Origin of the sequence: Paenibacillus tarimensis, assembly GCF_021532315.1 — a bacterium.
GTDB classification, from domain to species: Bacteria; Bacillota; Bacilli; order Paenibacillales; family Paenibacillaceae; genus Paenibacillus_I; species Paenibacillus_I tarimensis.
Genome location: NZ_JAKGAO010000004.1, coordinates 412,409 through 432,106, shown reverse-complemented (window position 1 = coordinate 432,106; position 19,698 = coordinate 412,409). Strand labels below are relative to the sequence as shown.

15 protein-coding genes are annotated in these 19,698 nt (G+C 51.3%); 4 read left to right on the top strand and 11 right to left on the bottom strand.

All coding sequences use genetic code 11. The features are described from left to right. Positions 1-15: 15 nt before the first annotated feature. On the bottom strand, positions 16-675 hold the full coding sequence (locus tag L1N82_RS03330; protein WP_235285905.1) for a phosphatase PAP2 family protein: 660 nt from the start codon (positions 673-675) through the stop codon (positions 16-18). Further along, positions 672-2,750, bottom strand: a complete 2,079-nt coding sequence (locus tag L1N82_RS03325) for a sensor histidine kinase (protein WP_235285904.1) — start codon at positions 2,748-2,750, stop codon at positions 672-674. The genes L1N82_RS03330 and L1N82_RS03325 overlap by 4 nt, the downstream gene beginning before the upstream one ends. Positions 2,751-2,837: 87 nt before the next feature. Between L1N82_RS03325 and L1N82_RS03320 the strand changes: the two genes are divergently transcribed. From L1N82_RS03320 to L1N82_RS03305, 4 genes are read left to right on the top strand one after another with little or no spacing between them, the layout of a single operon-like run. After that, the gene (locus L1N82_RS03320) at positions 2,838-3,596 is read left to right on the top strand and encodes a response regulator transcription factor (RefSeq protein WP_235285903.1); all 759 of its coding nucleotides are present in this window, start codon (positions 2,838-2,840) and stop codon (positions 3,594-3,596) included. Continuing rightward, positions 3,565-4,431, top strand: coding sequence for a class I SAM-dependent methyltransferase (locus L1N82_RS03315; RefSeq protein WP_235285902.1), 867 nt, complete (start codon positions 3,565-3,567; stop codon positions 4,429-4,431). The genes L1N82_RS03320 and L1N82_RS03315 overlap by 32 nt, the downstream gene beginning before the upstream one ends. Further along, positions 4,431-5,219, top strand: coding sequence for an RluA family pseudouridine synthase (locus L1N82_RS03310; RefSeq protein WP_235285901.1), 789 nt, complete (start codon positions 4,431-4,433; stop codon positions 5,217-5,219). Before L1N82_RS03315 ends, L1N82_RS03310 begins: the two co-directional genes overlap by 1 nt. Positions 5,220-5,236: 17 nt before the next feature. Then, a complete protein-coding gene (locus L1N82_RS03305; protein WP_235285900.1) occupies positions 5,237-6,478 on the top strand; it encodes a CapA family protein in 1,242 nt (413 codons plus the stop codon). 16 nt (positions 6,479-6,494) lie between these two features. Here the strand turns inward: L1N82_RS03305 and L1N82_RS03300 are convergent, their stop codons facing one another. The 9 genes from L1N82_RS03300 to L1N82_RS03260 form a co-directional block, all read right to left on the bottom strand. Beyond that, positions 6,495-6,923, bottom strand: a complete 429-nt coding sequence (locus tag L1N82_RS03300) for a MarR family winged helix-turn-helix transcriptional regulator (RefSeq protein ID WP_235285899.1) — start codon at positions 6,921-6,923, stop codon at positions 6,495-6,497. Between the two features lie 268 nt (positions 6,924-7,191). Beyond that, on the bottom strand, positions 7,192-9,627 hold the full coding sequence (gene gyrA, locus L1N82_RS03295; protein ID WP_235285898.1) for a DNA gyrase subunit A: 2,436 nt from the start codon (positions 9,625-9,627) through the stop codon (positions 7,192-7,194). Positions 9,628-9,640: 13 nt separating this feature from the next. Further along, the gene (gene parE / locus L1N82_RS03290) at positions 9,641-11,614 is read right to left on the bottom strand and encodes a DNA topoisomerase IV subunit B (RefSeq protein WP_235285897.1); all 1,974 of its coding nucleotides are present in this window, start codon (positions 11,612-11,614) and stop codon (positions 9,641-9,643) included. A 128-nt stretch (positions 11,615-11,742) separates the two neighbouring features. After that, positions 11,743-12,723, bottom strand: coding sequence for an ABC transporter permease (locus L1N82_RS03285; protein WP_235285896.1), 981 nt, complete (start codon positions 12,721-12,723; stop codon positions 11,743-11,745). Then, positions 12,716-13,699: an ABC transporter ATP-binding protein gene (locus L1N82_RS03280; RefSeq protein ID WP_235285895.1), complete on the bottom strand. Its 984-nt coding sequence runs from the start codon at positions 13,697-13,699 to the stop codon at positions 12,716-12,718. Before L1N82_RS03280 ends, L1N82_RS03285 begins: the two co-directional genes overlap by 8 nt. Positions 13,700-13,745: 46 nt before the next feature. After that, on the bottom strand, positions 13,746-14,552 hold the full coding sequence (locus tag L1N82_RS03275; protein WP_235285894.1) for a GDSL-type esterase/lipase family protein: 807 nt from the start codon (positions 14,550-14,552) through the stop codon (positions 13,746-13,748). Positions 14,553-14,733: 181 nt separating this feature from the next. After that, entirely contained in the window at positions 14,734-15,915 is a 1,182-nt protein-coding gene (gene purT / locus L1N82_RS03270) for a formate-dependent phosphoribosylglycinamide formyltransferase (RefSeq protein WP_235285893.1), read from the bottom strand. A gap of 112 nt (positions 15,916-16,027) precedes the next feature. Next, positions 16,028-17,857, bottom strand: a complete 1,830-nt coding sequence (locus tag L1N82_RS03265; protein ID WP_235285892.1) for an ABC transporter ATP-binding protein — start codon at positions 17,855-17,857, stop codon at positions 16,028-16,030. Beyond that, positions 17,854-19,623, bottom strand: coding sequence for an ABC transporter ATP-binding protein (locus tag L1N82_RS03260; protein ID WP_235285891.1), 1,770 nt, complete (start codon positions 19,621-19,623; stop codon positions 17,854-17,856). The genes L1N82_RS03265 and L1N82_RS03260 overlap by 4 nt, the downstream gene beginning before the upstream one ends. Positions 19,624-19,698 lie beyond the last annotated feature (75 nt).

Below are 19,698 nucleotides of genomic sequence, written 5' to 3'. Positions count from 1 at the left end.
CATTGCTTTGCCAAATTATGTACGCGCTTTCGTGAAGGCGGCGATTGTCAGAACAACAGCCCCGCCTACCGCAAAGCCGGCAAGAACATCTGTTGCATAGTGTACAGAGAAATACAAGCGGCTCCATCCCGTACTGATGATGAGAACCCCGCACAGTACAGCTGCGAACAGCTTAACTGCCGGCTTTAGCCGTTCCGAACGCCACACAATGAATGCGAACAGCAAATACAGAGCCATTGCAGTCGCTGCATTCGTACTGGGAAAGCTATAGCCTGCGGCTTCGATCCCCCATGCTTTCTCAGGACGGGGCCGAACAACCGAGTTCTTAATCCACGTATTAACTCCATAGGCCAGAGCGACTGAAACAGGCAGCCATACAGCCTGCTTCCAGCTAACTAGCCATATCGCCACCAATGTCAGAATAACTGTAATACCTATCACGCTTCCTGTACTGCCGATGATCGTCAGAAACTTGCCGTAAGCGGTAAACATGCCGCTTACGGTCGGTTTCAGCCAATCTGCTATCAGCTGATCAAATGCCGTATAACGGCGCTCGCTGCCCTTGGCCGGCAGCCAGGCATAAAGCGCAAGACATAACGCCGCACAAGCTCCTGCGCCGCATAAGAGCAGCATCCTAGCGCTTCCTCTAACGCTACCCGATGCATATTGGCTCATCTTGTATTCTCTTCCTCCTTCGCCGGCAATTCAATTCGAAAGCTCGCTCCCTCGCCAGGCACACTTTTCGCGGATACCCGCCCGTCATGCAGCTCTATAATTTCCTTCACGATAGCGAGGCCGATCCCGCTTCCGCCACCAGCTGAATTCCTGGATTTATCCTTCTTGTAGAACCGGTCGAAGATGAACGGCAAGTCCTCGCTTGCAATTCCAGAGCCATTATCCCGGACGTCCAGTATAATCTTTTCCATGGCCGGATTGTACGCAAAATGTAGTTGAATAAGTCCGCCAGGCTGCATATGCTTGAGCGCATTGTAGATCAAATTTCCCAAAGCCTGATTAATCCGCATCTCGTCCATAAGAACTGAAATCCGGCTTGAATCTATTTCTTCTGTCTCAGGTTCGATTATTATAAGCTGCATGCCGCGATTTTCGATATCCAATTCATAAAATTCCCGAATATCGTCAATCCAATTACGGAGGAGGATTTTTTTTCGATCAAAGGTTACCTGCCCTGACTCCAGCTTGGACAGCTCGAATAGATCACTGATTAGACGGTTAAGGCTCTCGATCTTGCCCAGCATCATCCGAACGTAATGATCCTGCTGCTCCTTGCCTTGAACAACGCCATCCTGCATGGCCTCCAGATAGCCTTGAATCAGTGTCATCGGCGTACGGAGATCATGGGAGATATTCGTAAGCAAATGTCTGCGGGAGCGCTCGAGCCTCTCAAGCTCTATATTGGTTGCCTCAATCTCTTCCTTGGACTTGCGCAGAGCTACTGTCCGTTCCTCAATCCGGTCCTCCAGATGATTATTCAGCTCAAGAAGCTGCTCCGAGACTGTTTCGACACTTCTGAGCGCCTTCGAGAATCGCGTAGAAATGATAAAAGCCTGCATTAATATAAAGAAGAACAGTCCAAGCGGAACAAGATCCGTAGAATGCAGCGATTCCATGTAGTAAAGAATGTCGTTGATCACGGTTATGATGAAGACCATAACACCGACCAGAACGAAAACTGAGCCTTCCCTCTTCCTTATAAACCCCTTGACCAGCACGATGACCAGATATAATGCGATTGCCACAATGAACAGCTGAAACAACGGCAGAATCCGTGAAAGCTCATATGGTGGCAGCAGCAAAATGATAGACGAAAAAAGCCCCGATACCGACATAACATAGATTCGCAGACGTCTGGAGGTATCAAGAGGAAATAGTCGGTTGACATACATATATGCTGTCAGGGCACTCAAAACCAGGGTCAAATATTCAAGCTTAAACCCAGTCTCCCAAGGTATGGATGGAACCCAGCGCAGCAAAAGCGCCTCATCCGTCACGATTGTCCTCACACCTACTGTGAGACATAACAAGCCGAAGTGGATCGTGAACTTTTCCTCCCTGCGCAGCGCAAACAAGGCGATATGGTACAAGCCAATTATGACCAAGCTGCCAAACAGGCCTGCATTGTGCCCTGCATCCCGGGTGTGCTGCTCGATGATAGCGGTAGGGTTACCGATGTCCAGCTGCCCCCATATACCGCCCCGCTGATGATGGAAGTTCGACACTTGAAGCACAATCTCTGTCCTGCCATTCTCGTTGGCAAATGTTACAACATGAGGGGTTTGCGCTGGCATCTCACTGTCTTCATCGACACCTACCCTGCCCATTTCAGCTCGTGCCTCGCCGTTAATCCAGATCTTATATGCTGTTGATATGGTAGGCAATCTGACGGCCAATACCGATGGCTCGGGATCCGTCAGCAGCGTCAGCCGGTATGTTCCATAACCCTTGCCGTCGGAATAACCGTAGGGCTTCGGGTAATTGTTCCATGACTTTGGGACCCTTAAATAAGCACTGAACTCCCCTTGCGTATAACCTGGCTCCAGCAGCTTATGCGGATAGAATTGCCATTCCCCGTCCATTGCCCATGTCTGATTCCCGAACAAGTCAATTCCGCGTAAATCCAGCACTCCTTCTCTCGCATTCGTCCCTTGCATCTTCTCTGGCTGATCGCAGCCGGTCACGGCTATAATCAGCACAGCAAGCAGGATCAGACACCAAGTTCTTCTACACAACAATTTCTCCCCCTAAAACGGTTAACCTCATTGCTTCCACTCCCCCCCTTTCGTTATAATAGTTGCTAATGGTAAGGAGGAGTAGGAATGGATGTGCATACCATTCTGGTTGTCGATGACGAACCAGAAATTACCGAGCTTATTCAAATGTATCTGACACGTGAAGGTTATAACGTACATATAGCCGACAACGGAACGGACGCGATCCTGCTCTCTGAGCAGCTTAAGCCCGATCTGATCGTGCTCGATATCCTGCTCAAGGAGCTCGACGGCATTGAAGTTTGCAGGCAGATCCGTAAATCCTCGGGTGTGCCCATTTTATTTGTGAGCTGCAAGGATGACGATAACGACATTATACACGGTTTGTCAGTCGGGGGCGACGATTACATTACCAAGCCTTTCAGCCCGCGGCAGCTGGTCGCGCGTGTTCAGGCACAGCTGCGCCGCACCAAGCGGCTGGAACGCTATGCCACCGATGCCACCGATGCCAACAAGCCGGCTTCTCTCCTGCAATTCGGGGAACTCGTCATTGATTTGGACGGACGGACCGTGCAGTGTGGCGAACGCAGCATCTCTTTATCGGTAAAAGAGTTTGATCTGCTCTCTTATCTGGCGCAAAATCCGAGCAAGGCTTTCCGCCTTGATGATCTCTACCAGGTTGTGTGGGGAGCCAACAGCATTGGGGATACCCGCACCTTGATGGTGCACATCAGCAATCTTCGCAAAAAAATCGAATGTGATCCGGCAAGCCCCCGGTATATCCATACCGTGCGGGGTATCGGCTACAAATTTCAAACCAAGGAAGGACCTACAGATGTACTTAGCAGACAAATGGAAGGATTATGAAGTTATTGACACCGGTGACGGCGAAAAGCTGGAACGCTGGGGCAGCATTGTGCTGCGCCGTCCAGACCCGCAGATTATTTGGCCGGTCGTGAAGGAGACGAAGGAATGGCAGCAGCCTCATGCCCACTATCACAGAAGCTCATCAGGCGGAGGGCAATGGAGCTTCAACCAGAAGCTCCCTGAAGCCTGGCAGATCAGCTATGAAGGGCTCCGCTTCCTTATTCGGCCAACAAATTTCAAGCATACCGGATTGTTCCCTGAGCAGGCTGTTAACTGGAGCTGGATTATGGAGAAAATTCGTACAGCAGGCCGGCCCATCCGCGTTCTCAATCTGTTTGCCTATACTGGCGGAGCAACAGCAGCCGCTGCCCTGGCCGGCGCGGAAGTATGCCATGTCGACGCAGCGAAAGGGATGGTACAGTGGGCTAAGGAAAATGCGACTTTATCCGGACTCGCGGACAAGCCTATCCGTTACATTACCGACGATGTCTTCAAATTTGTACAGCGTGAACAGCGCAGAGGAAAGCAGTACGACGCCATTATTATGGACCCTCCATCTTATGGCCGCGGACCTAATGGCGAAATGTGGAAGCTTGAGGAGAATTTGTACCCTTTCCTGGAGTCTTGTATGTCCATCCTTTCACCTGACCCGCTATTCATGCTGATTAATTCTTATACTACGGGATTGTCGCCAAGCGTGCTCCAAAACCTGCTGAAGATGACTATAGGCCGTAAGCATAACGGACGCATCAGCTGCGGCGAAATCGGACTCCCCATCACCCGTTCAGGACTCAACCTGCCTTGCGGCATTCTGGGACGCTGGGAGTCGGAATAATGCTGCATCGTATACCTGTCCCTTCCTATGGGGATATATCTGTTCTCTATGAAGACAACCACATACTGGCAGTTATCAAGCCTCCTGGCGTTCCCAGCCAGGAGGATGATAGCGGAGCCCCTGATATGCTGACCCTGCTTAAGGCCGACATTAAGGAGCGCTATAACAAGCCGGGTAATGTATACCTCGGGCTAGTCCACCGGCTCGACCGTCCAGTTGGCGGAGTCATGCTGTTTGCCAAGACATCCAAAGCTGCTTCACGCCTGTCGGAATCGGTTCGCAGCCGCAGCTTTCACAAATGCTATACGGCTGTAACAAATGGTATACCTGCAGACAGGAGTGCGCGGCTGGTTCATTATCTTCGCAAGGACAGCAAGACTAACACCGTTCAAGCCTTTAATCAACCGGGACCGGACACGAAAGAAGCCGTGCTCGATTATACCTCTGTTGCAGCTGACCAGAAGCAGCAGTCCGCACTTATTGCTGTACGGCTGCATACAGGCAGGCCTCACCAGATTAGAGTACAGATGGCATCAGTTGGTTCGCCGCTTGCAGGCGACCGTAAATACGGCCGTCCCGCCGGGCGCTCAAGCACTGGCATGGCACATGAGGATATCGCACTGTGGTCCGCATTTATTGGTATAGACCATCCAGTGACCAAGGAATGGATGAGCTTCCGCGCAGCCCCTCCCCGGACTGGCTTCTGGGCGGCATGGAGCAGTGAAGAGCTTGAATCGGCTTGTACCTGCTATATGCATAAGGGAGATGAACGGCTATCCGACGACTAGTCCTCATAAATCTTTGCATGCTGCTGCTCATTATTGCGCTGGGATGGAATATGCTTCGCAGCAGCCCCCCTCCCCAGCCAACTGAACCTTCTGAGACACTTAATGAAGCACCACCAGCATCTGACCCAAACAACAGCTCGACCGGCAATCCTCAACCGCAGCAAGAAATTGATGAAGAACAACCTCCACCCGGGCAAACAAAGCCAAAGCAGAGCGTGCAGGCTGCTGAAGCAGTATGGCTTGCAGTCGGCGACATTATGGTCCATATGCCGCAGCTACCAGGCTCCTATGATCAGACAACAGACAGCTACGATTTTCAGGATGTGTTTGAACCCGTAACGGGTATACTGCGTAAGGGCGATTGGGTGCTCGCCAACCTGGAAGCTCCGCTTGACGGGGATCATTACAGCGGCTTTCCCCGTTTCAATGCGCCCTACGAAATTGCTGAGGCTCTCAAGGGCGCTGGTATAACAATCGTAACCACTGCGAATAACCACGCTCTGGATCAAGGTTATAAGGGAATCGAGCGTACCCTTGCACACCTGAACAAACTGGGACTTTATACCAAAGGCACAGCTAGGAGCAGAGCGGAGTCCCGCAAAGCGATACTTATCGAACAGAACGGCATAACCATGGGGCTGCTGGCATACACCTACGGCACCAATGGCATTCCTCTGCCGAGCGGCAAGCCTTATGCGGTCTCTATATGGGACCAGGAAGCATGTGCGAAGGACATCACTGCCCTTCGCCAGAAGGGGGCTGAGTTCGTAACGGTTGCTATGCATTTCGGCACGGAATACGAAACAACACCCAACGCCAACCAACGCAAGATTGCGAGCGCAATTATTCAAGCAGGAGGAGATATCGTTGCCGGCTCTCATCCCCATGTCGTTCAGCCATATGAGGTGGTGTCCGTTCAGGACGCGGATGGCCGCAAAAGGCAAGGAGTTATCCTGTATTCAATGGGCAATTTTATTTCGAATCAACGCGGGGATACCAAGGATAACGGAGTCATCTTCGAGATCACGGTTCGCAGGGAAGCAGAAACCGGTCAAATCAGTTTTGAGAATATAACGCCGCATTTCACATGGGTGCATCGCCACAAGGAAAAAGGAAAGATGAAGTACCGTATTCTTCCCATGGAGGAGATGCTCCAGAAGCGTTCGGACAGGTGGTTAAGCAGCGCTGATTACAAGCAGATGAAAGAAGCCATGTCTGTCCTTACCAGAAGGATGGAAAAATACAAAGCCGCAAGCTGATGCTTGCGGCTTTGTATTATCTGCTGCTGACTGTCGCTTCTGTATTGGCGACTTTTCCTAGAAGATAAACTAGCAGCTGCTGGTTATGGGAGGAGATGCGATCAAGGGCCTGCTGGATGTACCGCTCGCGGACTTCCATTCCGCGCTTTGCCTCCTGCTCTCCATTTTCTGTAACATTAATCCAGACAATACGCCGGTCAGCTTGATCGCGGGACCTCGTAATTAATCCCCCGCGTTCCATGCGGTCAAGCAGAGTTGTAATTGCCGCTGGAGTCGTGGACAAATACTGCAGTAGATCCGACGGCTTCATCGGCTGATGAGCAAGCAGAAGCTCCAGCACATTGAGCTGTCCTTCTGTAAGACCTGGTGCAAGGGCGTCTTCAAGATGTGTCTTCCATTCCTTTGTCATCCTCATCCATAAGCGGGCAAACTCTGTTGCATGCATCGATTCCCCTCCATTTTGCTGAAGCATAACAGCCGTTCCAATACTTGCCTTAGTAATAAGTATATCATTTGCACATGTCGAATAAAAGATTAATGCAATTAATAATTTGCGCTATTAATCGGTAAGTTCAGCTCATTATCGACAAAGTACGACAACTAATCGCTTTGTGCGTCTGTCGAATATGAACAAAAGGCCGCTGCCAAGGTGTAGTCACCTTAACAGCGGCTCTTCGATCTGCTTAACAATCTCAATGAGTGAGATTGCGATACTAGAATGGCTCTTGAATGTATATCGCTGGTTCCTTGCGGTCAGCTTGTACCATCTGTCTGCCTGTTGATTTCCGTTCCTCCAGTGGAGCTTTGTCCGTGTGGAATTCCAGCATCTGGCCATCCTCTTTGACAGCTAAAACCAGTCGGTCTTCCAGGCAGTGCATAGCGCCAATCAGGCGGTCACCATTGGGTTTAATCCGTTTGCCTTCCTTGAACTCAAAGGTGATGACACCCTTGCCTCCTCTGCCCTGAACAGGGTAATCCAGAAGCAGGGAACGCTTGGCATATCCGTGATCAGATACAACCAGCACTTCTCCTTCGTCACCTTCCACCCATACGGCAGCTGTAACTTCATCGCCTTCTTTGAGCTGTATTCCCTTCACTCCGCCCGAGACACGGCCCATTGTATTTACTTCACGTTCAGCAAAACGGATACTCATACCGAGACTGCTGACTAGCAGTATATCTTTTGAGCCATCGCTCATAGCTACCTTGATTACTTCATCACGCTCAGCGAGCTTGCAAGCCACAATTGCAGTGGATCTTGTGGTAAAATAATCCTTCAGCTCAGTCCGCTTGACTTGCCCCCGCTTGGTTATGAATACTAACGACTGCTCAGCCTGCTCGAAGCTCTTAACCGGAATGATGCTGACTATGCTGTCGTCCTTGGCCAGTGGAACCACATTTACGAGCGCAGTCCCTGCATCCTTCCACTTAAATTCAGGAATTTGATGGACAGGCAGCAGGAAGTAAAATCCCTTACGGGAGAACAGCAGGAGATTCTCTATTGTATTGACCTCAAGCACATGACGTATGAGATCGCCTTCCTTCACACCGGAGGTGTGCCGTTCGCCACCTGAGCGTGTAAAGGACAGCATGCCGGTCCGCTTAATATAGCCGTCACGGCTGAGAGTCACAAGCACCTCTTCAGGAGTAACCATAACCTCCAGGTTGACTTTGAGCTCTTCCACTTCGTTTCGGATATCGGAACGACGGTCGATTCCATAGCTGCCCCGAATTTCTGTCAGTTCGTCCTTAATGACTCCAAGCAGTTTCTTCTCACTAGCCAGAATTGATTGCAGATATGCAATTTGTTTGGCCAGTGATTTCAGCTCCTTCTCCAGAGATGTTATCTCCAGATTGGTCAGTCTATACAGCTGCAGGGTTAGAATTGCGTCAGCCTGACGCTCTGTGAAATCAAATCTGTCGACGAGATTCTTCTGTGCATCCTGACGGTTCTTTGAGGCCTTAATTGTAGCAATGACTTCATCAAGCAGGTTCAAGGCTTTCACGAGGCCTTCGAGTACATGCGCCCTGTCCTCCGCCTTTTCCAGATCAAACTGGGTCCGGTAAGTGACGACTTCCTTCTGGTGGGCAATGTATGCGGCGAGCATTTCTTTTAGGCCTAGCTGCTTGGGTGTCTTGTTGACAATAGCAACCATATTAAAGTTGTACGTTACCTGCAGATCCGTCTTCTTTAACAGATAGGCAAGTATTCCTTCAGCATCCGCTTCCTTCTTCAGTTCAATGACGATCCGCATCCCGTCCCGACCGCTCTCGTCACGCACCTCCGATATGCCTTCAACCTTCTTCTCCAGGCGGATATTCTCCATTGCCGTAACCAGACGGGACTTTACGACCTGATATGGAATCTCGGTTATAACGATCTGCTTCCGGCCGCCGCGAACCTCTTCAATTGAAGTTCTGGAACGGATATAAATCCTGCCTTTCCCTGTCTGATAAGCCTCCTTGATGCCTTCCCCGCCCATAATAATACCGCCTGTCGGAAAGTCGGGGCCCGCTACAATAGACATCAGCTGCTCCAGCGGTATATCGGCATTCTCCATTACAGCAATACAAGCATCTATAATTTCCCGCAGATTATGGGGCGGGATTTCCGTTGCAAAGCCCGAGGAAATACCGCTGACTCCGTTAACAAGCAGATTCGGATAACGGGCAGGCAGCACAACCGGCTCCTTCGTTGTATTATCGAAGTTATCCTTGAACAGTACCGTGCGCTTCTCAATATCGCGCAGCAGCTCCATAGCGATCTTGGACAGTCTCGCCTCTGTATAACGCATCGCAGCTGCCGGATCATCATCCATCGAACCCCAGTTGCCGTGACCATCGATAAGCACATGGCCCATCTTCCAAGGCTGAGCCATCCGGACCATACCTTCATAGATCGAAGAGTCACCATGCGGATGGTAATTACCCATCACATCACCAACCGTCTTGGCTGATTTCCGGTAAGTCTTATCGGGCGTGTTGCCCGCATCATACATCGCATACAGAATGCGCCGCTGTACGGGCTTAAGCCCATCCCGAACGTCTGGAATCGCACGGTCCTGAATTATATATTTAGAATACCGGCCGAAGCGGTCGCCTACAACCTCTTCCAGGAAAGCCGGCAAAAATTGCTCGGACATACTCATTCAAGCTTCTCCCCTATTCTTCGAACTCGGTAAAATCGACATTCTCGATGATCCACCGTTTACGTGGGTCGACCTTGTCTCCCATCAGCGTGGAAACCCGGCGTTCAGCCTTCGCAGCATCCTCAATCTGTACCTGAAGCAGTGTCCGATTGTCCGGATCCATTGTGGTTTCCCACAGCTGCTCGGGATTCATCTCACCAAGCCCCTTGTAGCGCTGGAGCTCATATCCTTTACCGAATTCCTTCAAATAGTTCTGCAGCTGCTCGTCTGTCCAGGCATAACGCACGGTTTCGAGCTTGCCGGACTTTCGGGTTATCTTGTACAGCGGAGGCTGGGCAATATAGACCCTTCCTGCATCGATCAGCGGCTTCATGTAACGGTAGAAGAAGGTCAGCAGCAGCACCTGTATATGCGCGCCGTCCGTATCCGCGTCTGTCATAATAATAATCTTGCTGTAATTGGCTTCTTCCGTCTCAAATTCTGGACCGACTCCTGCTCCTATAGCCGAAATTATTGCTTTGTATTCATCATTCTTCAAGATATCGGCAAGTTTGGATTTCTCCGGGTTCATTGGCTTACCCTTCAGCGGAAGAATCGCTTGATGCTTGGAATCTCTTCCCTGCTTCGCTGAGCCGCCGGCTGAATCCCCTTCCACGATGAAGAGTTCATTGCGAGAATGATCCTTAGACTGGGCGGGCGTCAGCTTACCGTTGAGATTCGAGCTCTCGCTCCGCTTCTTGCCTGAGCGGATTTCCTCACGGGCTTTACGAGCCGCCTCGCGTGCCTTGGAGGCCTGCAGCGCTTTCTTAAGCAGCATCTGGGCTACCTGCGGATTCTCTTCCAGGAACACCTGCATTTTATCGGAGACAACGGCATCCACCGCGCTTCTGGCAACTGCACTTCCCAGCTGATCCTTTGTCTGACCGACGAATTCCACCTCGGACATCTTAATATTAATGACTGCCATCATGCCTTCGCGCAGATCATTGCCCTCAAGGTTCTTGTCCTTCTCCTTAAGAAACCCGTTCTTACGGGCATACTCATTCATGACTCGGGTATAGGCTGTCTTGAAGCCAGTCTCATGCGTTCCTCCACCCCGCGTTGGAATGGAGTTGACGAAGGAAGCAATGGTTTCCGTATAGCCGTCGTTATACTGCAGCGCCACCTCTACTTCAATCTCGTCCTTCTCCGCCGTGAAGTGAATAACATCATGCAGAACGACCTTGTCCTCATTCAGATACTGAACAAATTCGCTTGCCCCACCATCATAGTGGAAGACCGCTTCCTTATCCGAACGCTCGTCCTTCACACTCACTTTGAGGCCCGAATTCAAGAATGCGATTTCCTGCAGTCGTTCAGAGAGGGTATCAAAATTTATGGAAGTATTGCCGTGAAAAACACGTGCATCCGGCTTAAAGGTAACCTTCGTGCCAGTCTGGCGTGTATTGCCTATCACTTCAAGACCCGTAACCGGTTCACCCACATGCTCCGTACCATTCTCTTCAACCCAATATTCGAAGCGCTGTTTATGAATTTTGCCGTCGCGGAAGATTTCAACTTCCAGCCATTCGGACAGCGCATTCGTAACCGAAGCGCCAACACCATGCAGACCGCCCGATTTCTTATAACCTCCGCCGCCAAATTTGCCTCCAGCGTGCAGGATGGTGAAGACGACCTGCGGTGTTGGAATGCCTGTCTTGTGCATACCGGTAGGAATACCACGCCCGTTATCCCGGACCGATACCGCCCCGTCTTTATGAATTACGACGGAAATTTCTGAGCAGTATTTCGCCAGATGCTCATCGACCGCATTATCAACAATCTCCCAGACCAAGTGGTGGAGACCAGATGTTGTCGTGCTGCCGATATACATACCCGGCCGTTTGCGTACGGCGGTAAGCCCCTCTAATATTTGAATATCATCAACATCGTAAATACGTTCCGCGATTGCCGCATCCTTACCCAAGATGTCCAATTGATCGGCCATGCGCGCCCCCCTTATCCGAAACCGCCCCGCCGCAAGCCTTATCGGGCCGGCAGGCGGATTGCTTCATTACTGAACCCTCAATCACTTTCCTGAAAAACAAACATGTATTCGTACAAACAAAACCTATTTTAATTCATCATGTCCTGTTTCGTAAAGACAACAAACGAAACGATTAATGAAACAGCAGACCAGGCTGCCAAAATAAACAGCGAAAAAGGCAGTGTCATGCCTTCAATTGGCGGCGGAGTTCCCTCCAAATAATTAGTGAGTTCTAGATTAACCGCGAACAAATATTTAGCAGAATGCCATGAGGAAGCCATGTTGGCCAGTATAGTGCCTGCAATGATGGCAGCCATCATGGTGACAATACTCGCTGCTGTGCTGCGAACCAGCACCGAAACCATTAGAGCCAGCAGTGCAACCGTCATAGCTGAGAACCAAATTAGCCCGCTCTGCATCAGAATATACAGCCACTGCGGGACAGCGTGCACCTGACTGCTGTCCACCTCGGAGCCCTGCAGCTGAAACCCTGTAAATACCGGCTGGTTCCAGCCATGGTAACCGAAGAAGATGCCCGATAGCAAGTAACTCAGTACTGCGGTTGTAACAACAATTAAGGATACGTACAGCATCAAGGTAATCGCCTTGCTCATGAGCACCTTCCACCTGCGGACAGGTCTGGTCAGCAGCATCTTGATCGTTCCTGTCGTTCGCTCGCCTGATACAAGATCTGATGCTACAGCCAGCACCATAAGGGGAATAAACAGTGTTATCGAGTTGTCCAGGAAGCCCCTTGTGAATGTCACTGCGTTCGGACTGTTAGGATTAACGTCATGATCAAGATAATACTGAAGCTGCTGGACCATGACGCGGCGCTGCGTTTTCCATTCCTCTGGAATCCTGTCACTGGAGAGGGCATTCTGATAATCTGTAATCTGCTGTAGCAGCTTGCTGCGCCAGTCCTTGTCTTCACTGCTCTGCGCCATCTTCATCTGAGCATACGTAAAGACAGGGATGAGCACGACCAGAATCAGCACAATAACATAGAACCGTTTCTTCTTCCAAACCTTCAGTGTCTCATTCTGAATAAGCGGCAGCAGATTAAGCAATTCCTTCGCCCTCCGTCATGGTCAAGAATAGCTCCTCAAGCGTTGGCATCATCTTCTGCACTGCCAGGACGCCGATTCCGGCGTTCACTAACAACCTGACGGCCGCCGGCACCTGTTCCGCCGGCAATGTCGTTACGATTGCTCCAGGGAGTGCGGCGAGCTGACTTTCATCCGGCAGTCTAGTACCTTCTCCGGCAAATTGCAGTCCTGGTACACCGGCGAGACAGTCTTTTCCTCTCTCCGGATCATCCAGCTGCCATACCACATAAGGCTCGGCGCCGCCAACCAACGCTTCCACATCACCGACAGCCAAAACCTTGCCATGTGACAAGATGGCCACCCGGTCGCACATAAGCTGAATCTCACTGAGCAGGTGACTGCTGATAAATAAACTCATGCCTTGGTCTGCCAGCATCCTCACGAACTCCCGCAGCTCCTTGATCCCCTTCGGGTCAAGTCCGTTTGTCGGCTCATCGAGAATGAGCAGCTTCGGCCGGCCAAGCAATGCCTGAGCTATGCCAAGACGCTGGCGCATCCCAAGAGAATAGGTCTTAACTTTATCATGGATCCGCTTGTCCATTCCGACTATGCCAACAACCTCTCGGATTCGTTCCTGCCCGACATCCGGTATCATCCTGGCAAAGTGCTCAAGGTTCTCCCACCCGGTCAGGTAAGGATAAACCTCTGGATTTTCAACAATGCTGCCTACATAGCGGAGCGCCTGCTCCGGCTCACGCTGGACATTATGCCCGCACAATATAATTTCGCCCGCAGTCGGCTTAATCAGGTCAACCAGCATCCGGATGGTCGTCGTCTTGCCTGCTCCGTTAGGGCCGAGAAATCCGAATATCTCACCTTCCCTAACTTCAAAATTGACATCCTCTATGATCCACTTGCCCTTGATTCTCTTCTTGATTCCGCGTACCGATAGAACAACCTGCTTGTCCCCTGCATCGGCGCTGTTATGCGTACGCATATTTACATGCCTCCTTACCTGTCTTGACTAAAACCAGGCTTTCTCCTTATGGAACCAGGCTCTGTACGAGCCGCTCGGCTATTTTCCCATAACCCGCATGATTAGGGTGAAAGTGGTCAGAAGATAAATGAAACGCTATGGTTTCCTCGAACAAATCACTTGTCGGCACCAAGACTGCATTACCCTTCTCATGTAATATCCGGAAAGCTTCACGGTTCCAGTCCTGGACGGCCAGACTGCCGCTTCGCAGCTCGGGTATATCATAGAACGGATTATAGAGGCCGATATATACAAGCTTGGCATCCGCATTGACCTCGCGTATCCGTTCAATGACCTCGGACAGCCGGCTCAGGCCTTCCTCCAGACGCTTGGAAGCAAGCTCCAGGTCAATGACAGCGGCACCACTACCCGTGCCCGTACGCGCGAACTGGAAAAGGTCATTGCCTCCAATTGACAGCAGGATCAGATTAGCCTGCGTCAAGGCACGGGCAAAGCTCTTATCTTCATTCAACCGCTCTGACAGCTGATCTGCCCGCATGCCTCCAATTGCCAAATTATTAATAATCTCTACCTGCTTGCCGGATGCTTCCTCCAACAGCGCTGCAGCTTGCTTCACATAGCCTTCTCCGGTAGCGTCTCCTGTTCCTTTGGTGAGAGAATCCCCCAAGGCTACAATTCGGTAGCCCTCAGCCGGTACGGGAGAAGCTGCAGGCTCAGGCGCCTCGGTCCGAAAAGACACCGAAGCGCCAGGTGCCAGAAGATCTCTTACAGCATAACCAAAGCCCGCGAGCAGCAGCACGGTCGAGGCAAGTGAAACCAGCCCCACTGCAAGCCATACTTTCCTAGATGACATGATGGACAGACTCCCTCCCAAGAATTGTTTACCATTCTCATATAGCCTCTACCATAAGGCTTCCGCTGTAAATTTGCAAATGGCCAACCCAGTATCACAGATGTCAAAAGGACCGCTAACATCCGCAGGACGCAGCTGTTTGAACTGCTTGCGTCCGCTTCGTTACGGTCCGATATCTTCGTTAACTATCGTAAGCAATATGCAGCAGTGAAGCTGCTTGACGTGCCGTCTCCCGCGCCTGCTCCACATCGTCAGCCGAGCTCAACGCAACAGCCATCCTCCTGCCTAGCTTCGTCTCCGGCTTCCCGAATAAGCGGACACTTGTATAAGGTAAGGCTAGCGCTTCTTCCAGTCCGCCGATCCGGTACACAGATGCTTCCCGGTCAGCCTTCAGTGTGGCAGATGCTCCCGGTGTAAGCAGCCGTATAGCTGGAATCGGAAGACCTAGGATGGCTCTGGCATGCAGGGCAAATTCCGATAAATCCTGGGTAACCATCGTAACCATGCCTGTATCATGCGGCCTTGGTGACACCTCGCTGAACAGTACGCCTTCCTTGGTCAGAAACAGCTCAACCCCATATATACCATAGCCTCCCAAGGCTTCGGTAATCGAGCGGGCAATATCCTCGGCCTGCTCCCTATCCCGTTCACTCACCGCATGCGGCTGCCAGGACTCCACATAATCGCCGTCCTTCTGGATGTGGCCGATCGGTGCGCAGAAGGAAGTGCCTGACACGGAACGAACAGTCAGCAGCGTAATTTCCGATTCAAAGGTTACGAAGCCCTCTACAATGACTCTCTGCTTCTTGGCACGGCCACCCTCCATGGCATAATTCCAGCAGCCCTCCACTTCTGCCTCCGAACGGCATACGCTCTGCCCTTTGCCGGATGAGCTCATGATAGGCTTAATGACGCATGGGGTTCCGAGCTCGGCAACAGCCGCCCGCAGCTCCTCCAGACTATCTGCAAACCTGTAGGGAGCAGTAGGCAGGCCAAGCGTCTCAGCAGCCAAGCGTCGGATGCCTTCGCGGTCCATTGTCAGCTGCGCTGCACGCGCAGTAGGCACAACACGGAAGCCCTCCTGCTCCAGCTCCACCAGTGTATCTGTGGCAATCGCTTCAATTTCGGGGACAATCAGGTCGGGCATCTCTTGCTTGATGATTTTGCGAAGCGCGCCGCCGTCCAGCATATCAATCACGTAGCAGCGGTGTGCAACCTGCATAGCCGGGGCGCCCGCATAACGGTCTACTGCTATCGTTTCAATACCAAGACGCTGAGCTTCCATAATAACTTCCTTGCCGAGCTCTCCTGATCCAAGCAGCATTATACGTCTTGCCTGAGGTGTTAACGGGGAACCATACATAACACAAAGAACCTCCCTAGAAGCCGGGCGCCTGCCCGCAGTACCCGGACAAGCGCTTCGTTTTTCTTCCATTGTGGAGGTTCCCGGTATAAAAATCAAGATAAGGCGTCCATTAAGCCGATAAGAAGCGATATTGGGCTTCAATTAGACCGTGGTAAACACCCCGTGCACGCATCAGCTCATCATGGCTGCCCTGCTCAACAATAGCCCCATGGTCCAGCACAACAATATTATCCGCATGGCGGATCGTAGACAGCCGGTGAGCGATGATGAACGAGGTTCGTCCAAACAGGAGTGTCTTCAGCGCTTCCTGAATCTTCAGCTCGGTTTCCGTATCGATGCTGGCTGTCGCTTCATCCAGGATGAGAACACGCGGATCGGCGAGCAATGCCCGGGCGAAGGACAGCAGCTGCCGCTGGCCCATCGACAGGACATTGCCCCTCTCCTGTACCTCGGTATCGTAACCGTCAGGCAAACTCATGATAAATTCATGGGCATTGACAGCCTGTGCCGCAAGGATAATCTCCTCGTCTGACGCGTCGAGCCGCCCGTAACGAATGTTGTCCCGGATGGTGCCAGAGAAGATGAATGTATCCTGCATCACGATTCCGACCTGTGATCTCAAGCTGTCTATAGTAACATCGCGCAGGTCGATGCCGTCGATAAGAACCCGGCCCTCAACAGGATCGTAGAACCGGCACAGCAGGTTAATAATCGTACTTTTACCGGAGCCCGTATGGCCGACTAGTGCGATAGACTGCCCTTCCTTAACATCCAGGCTGATTCCCTTGAGCGCCGGACGCCCCTTCTCATACTCAAAAACGATATTATCGAAGGTCACATCACCGCGGATGCCGGGAAGCGTCTTTGGCTTCTCCAATTCTTTGACATTGGGCTGCTCATCCATAAATTCAAAGATACGCTCCGAGGAAGCCATGGCGATTAACAGCTGCGAATACATCTGGCCCAGCCGGTTGATCGGCTCCCAGAAGTTGCCGATATAGTTGGCGAAGCCAACCAGCACACCGACCGTAATCGCGCCATCCTGAATAAGTGAAGCCCCGTACCAAAAGAGGATCAGCGTTCCGATTGCCGAGGTGATTTCGATCACCGGCCCGAACATCTGGTTCAGCATGGAAGCCTTGTTCCAAGCCTTCAGATTTACCGTGTTCATGTGATCAAAATACTGTATATTGTTCTTCTCCTGCACGAAAGACTGGGTTACCTTAATTCCCTGAATGCTCTCATTCAGATGGGAATTGATCCGCGACTGCTTAATCCGCACATCCTGCCAGCCATAACGGATCCGTTTGCGCAGCGCGGTGGAGACGAGGAACATCAGCGGCACCGTGATCATAACCGCAAGGCCCAGCTTAAAGTTCCAGGCGAGCAGAATGACCACGATTCCTGCTAGCTGCACACAGTCCATCATAAGATTAACCACGCCATTGGTAAAGAGCTCCTGCAGTGCGTTCACATCATTCGTGATACGGACGAGCACAGAACCGGCCGGCCGCTGGTCGTAGAAGCGGAACGAAAGCTTTTGAATATGGGAGAACAGATCATGACGAAGGTCATAAATTATACGCTGTCCGATTACATTGGTGTACCGGATGCGGTATGTGTTGGCAGCCCACTGAAGGACATATAGTGCGAACGCAATTCCGGCATACATATACAAGCTGACATAATCCTGATTACCTGTAGTTGGCGATATAACATTATCAATAGCCAGAATGATAATAGCGGGTATAGCCAATCTGGTCAGCGTGCCGAGCAGCATCATCACAATGACAATCGGAAGAAGCTGTTTGCGATATGGTTTCATGTACGTGAACAAACGCCGCAGCTGAGCCCAGTTAAACGGCTTCTCGATCAGCTCATCATCCTGGTAAACGAACCGTTCGCGCTTACGTGCGGTGTTACCCTGCTGCTCACTCAATGTGCGACCCTCCTTTCCTCTTCCAGCCGTTCATCCGGGCGGTCGGCGTATTGAATATGATACGTATCGCGATAATGTCCTTCTCTGGCGATCAGTTCATCATGTGTGCCGCGCTCAATTACTTTGCCGTTATCAAGCACGATAATTTCATCGGCATGGCGCAGTGACGAGATCCGGTGGGCAATGATGAATGTTGTCCGCCCGGCCATGACCTCCTTAAAGCCAGCCTGAATCTCATGCTCGGTTTCCATATCCACGGCGCTGGTGGCGTCATCCAGGATAAGTATGCGCGGATTCTTAATCAGCGCCCTGGCTATTGCAATCCGCTGCTTCTGACCACCGGACAATCCAAGCCCCCGTTCCCCGACAATCGTGTCATAGCCTAGGGGCAGTTCCGTGATAAAATCATGCGCTTTTGCCAGCTTCGCCGCCCGCTCTATCTCTTCATCTGTTACTTCCTTGACTCCATAAGCAATATTCTCCCGGATTGAAGCTGAGAACAGGAAGGTTTCCTGAAATACAGGCGCGATCTGCGAGCGGAGATCCTCCAGCCTGATTGTGGCAATATCGCGTCCGTCCAGTGTAATGGTACCTTGATTGATATTATAAGCACGCATCAGCAGCTGGATAATCGTTGATTTGCCGGAGCCGGTAGCACCCAGCAAACCGATTACCGCTCCCGGCTTCGCATCCAGCGTAAGATTCATTACGGCAGGTGCCTTGTCGGGATAGTTGAAGGTCACCTGCTCAAACCTGATATGCCCATTTACCTCATCAGGCTGAAGCCGGACAGCATTCGGTATATCCTTCACATGTATATGATGGTTCAGCAGCTCAAGCACGCGCTCGCCGGACGCCTTAGACTGCGTATAGTTATTGATATGAAATCCAAGGCCCCACATCGGCCCGACTATGTACCACATCATACTGAAGAAGGCGACGAGAGAGCCGAGCGACAGCGCTCCCCGAATTACCAATGTACCTCCAGCAACGAGCAGGATAACAACACACAGGCTTGCAAGGAACTCCATAATCGGAAAATAGCGGCCCCATGTGAAGGCGACATGAATCTGATTATCCCGGTATTCATCGCTCCGCAGGGAAAACTTATCCACCTCATGCTTTTCGCGCGCGTATGATTTTACTGTCCGCACGCCGGTGATATTCTCCTGCACAGCGGTAGTCAGCCGGCTCATCGCCTGCCTCATTTCCCGGAATCCCGGATGAATCCGGCGCTCAAACCGAACGGCCGTAAATGCCAGCAGCGGAATGGTGGCTAAGGCAATTAAAGTCAGCTGCCAATTGATATACAGCATCATCGCCCCGCCAAAAACAATCATCAGTCCCATATTCAGCAGCTGGGCAAAGCCGAAGCCGACAAAATTCCGGATCGCCTCCAGATCGGCTGTCAGTCTGGACATTAAATCTCCTGTCTTCGCCGTGTCGTAATATTGAAAGGATAAATACTGCAGCTTCTGATACAGGGAATTACGGAGTCGGTAAGCCACCCGGTTGCCCAGCCTGCCGCCAAAGAAACCGTGTACAAATTGCAGTGAGGCTTTCAAGGCAATCACGCCTACAACCGTCAGCGAGAGTGCCGGAACCCAGCCGAACTGCTCCTTCATAATAACGTCATCAATTAAAATACGGAGCATGTTAGGGTACACCAAGCCCAGTGCTGTCACGAACATCAGTGCCGTAATGGAAGCAATAATGAGCTTACGTTCCGGCCAGTAAAACTGTTTCAGCTGCCTGAACACATCCAAGGTTGCACTCTCCCGTCCATCTTTTTTTGTGAAAGCATGAATGAATATTATCAGCTTAGCAGTTAGCGGGCAAAC

Coding starts and splice junctions, on each gene's coding strand:
- L1N82_RS03300 (WP_235285899.1), bottom strand. CDS start 6,923: ATGCATGCAACAGAGTTTGCCCGCTTATGGATGAGGATGACAAAGGAA.
- purT (WP_235285893.1), bottom strand. CDS start 15,915: ATGTATGGTTCCCCGTTAACACCTCAGGCAAGACGTATAATGCTGCTT.
- L1N82_RS03320 (WP_235285903.1), top strand. CDS start 2,838: ATGGATGTGCATACCATTCTGGTTGTCGATGACGAACCAGAAATTACC.
- L1N82_RS03275 (WP_235285894.1), bottom strand. CDS start 14,552: ATGTCATCTAGGAAAGTATGGCTTGCAGTGGGGCTGGTTTCACTTGCC.
- L1N82_RS03330 (WP_235285905.1), bottom strand. CDS start 675: ATGAGCCAATATGCATCGGGTAGCGTTAGAGGAAGCGCTAGGATGCTG.
- gyrA (WP_235285898.1), bottom strand. CDS start 9,627: ATGAGTATGTCCGAGCAATTTTTGCCGGCTTTCCTGGAAGAGGTTGTA.
- parE (WP_235285897.1), bottom strand. CDS start 11,614: ATGGCCGATCAATTGGACATCTTGGGTAAGGATGCGGCAATCGCGGAA.
- L1N82_RS03305 (WP_235285900.1), top strand. CDS start 5,237: ATGCTGCTGCTCATTATTGCGCTGGGATGGAATATGCTTCGCAGCAGC.
- L1N82_RS03310 (WP_235285901.1), top strand. CDS start 4,431: ATGCTGCATCGTATACCTGTCCCTTCCTATGGGGATATATCTGTTCTC.
- L1N82_RS03315 (WP_235285902.1), top strand. CDS start 3,565: ATGTACTTAGCAGACAAATGGAAGGATTATGAAGTTATTGACACCGGT.
- L1N82_RS03280 (WP_235285895.1), bottom strand. CDS start 13,699: ATGCGTACGCATAACAGCGCCGATGCAGGGGACAAGCAGGTTGTTCTA.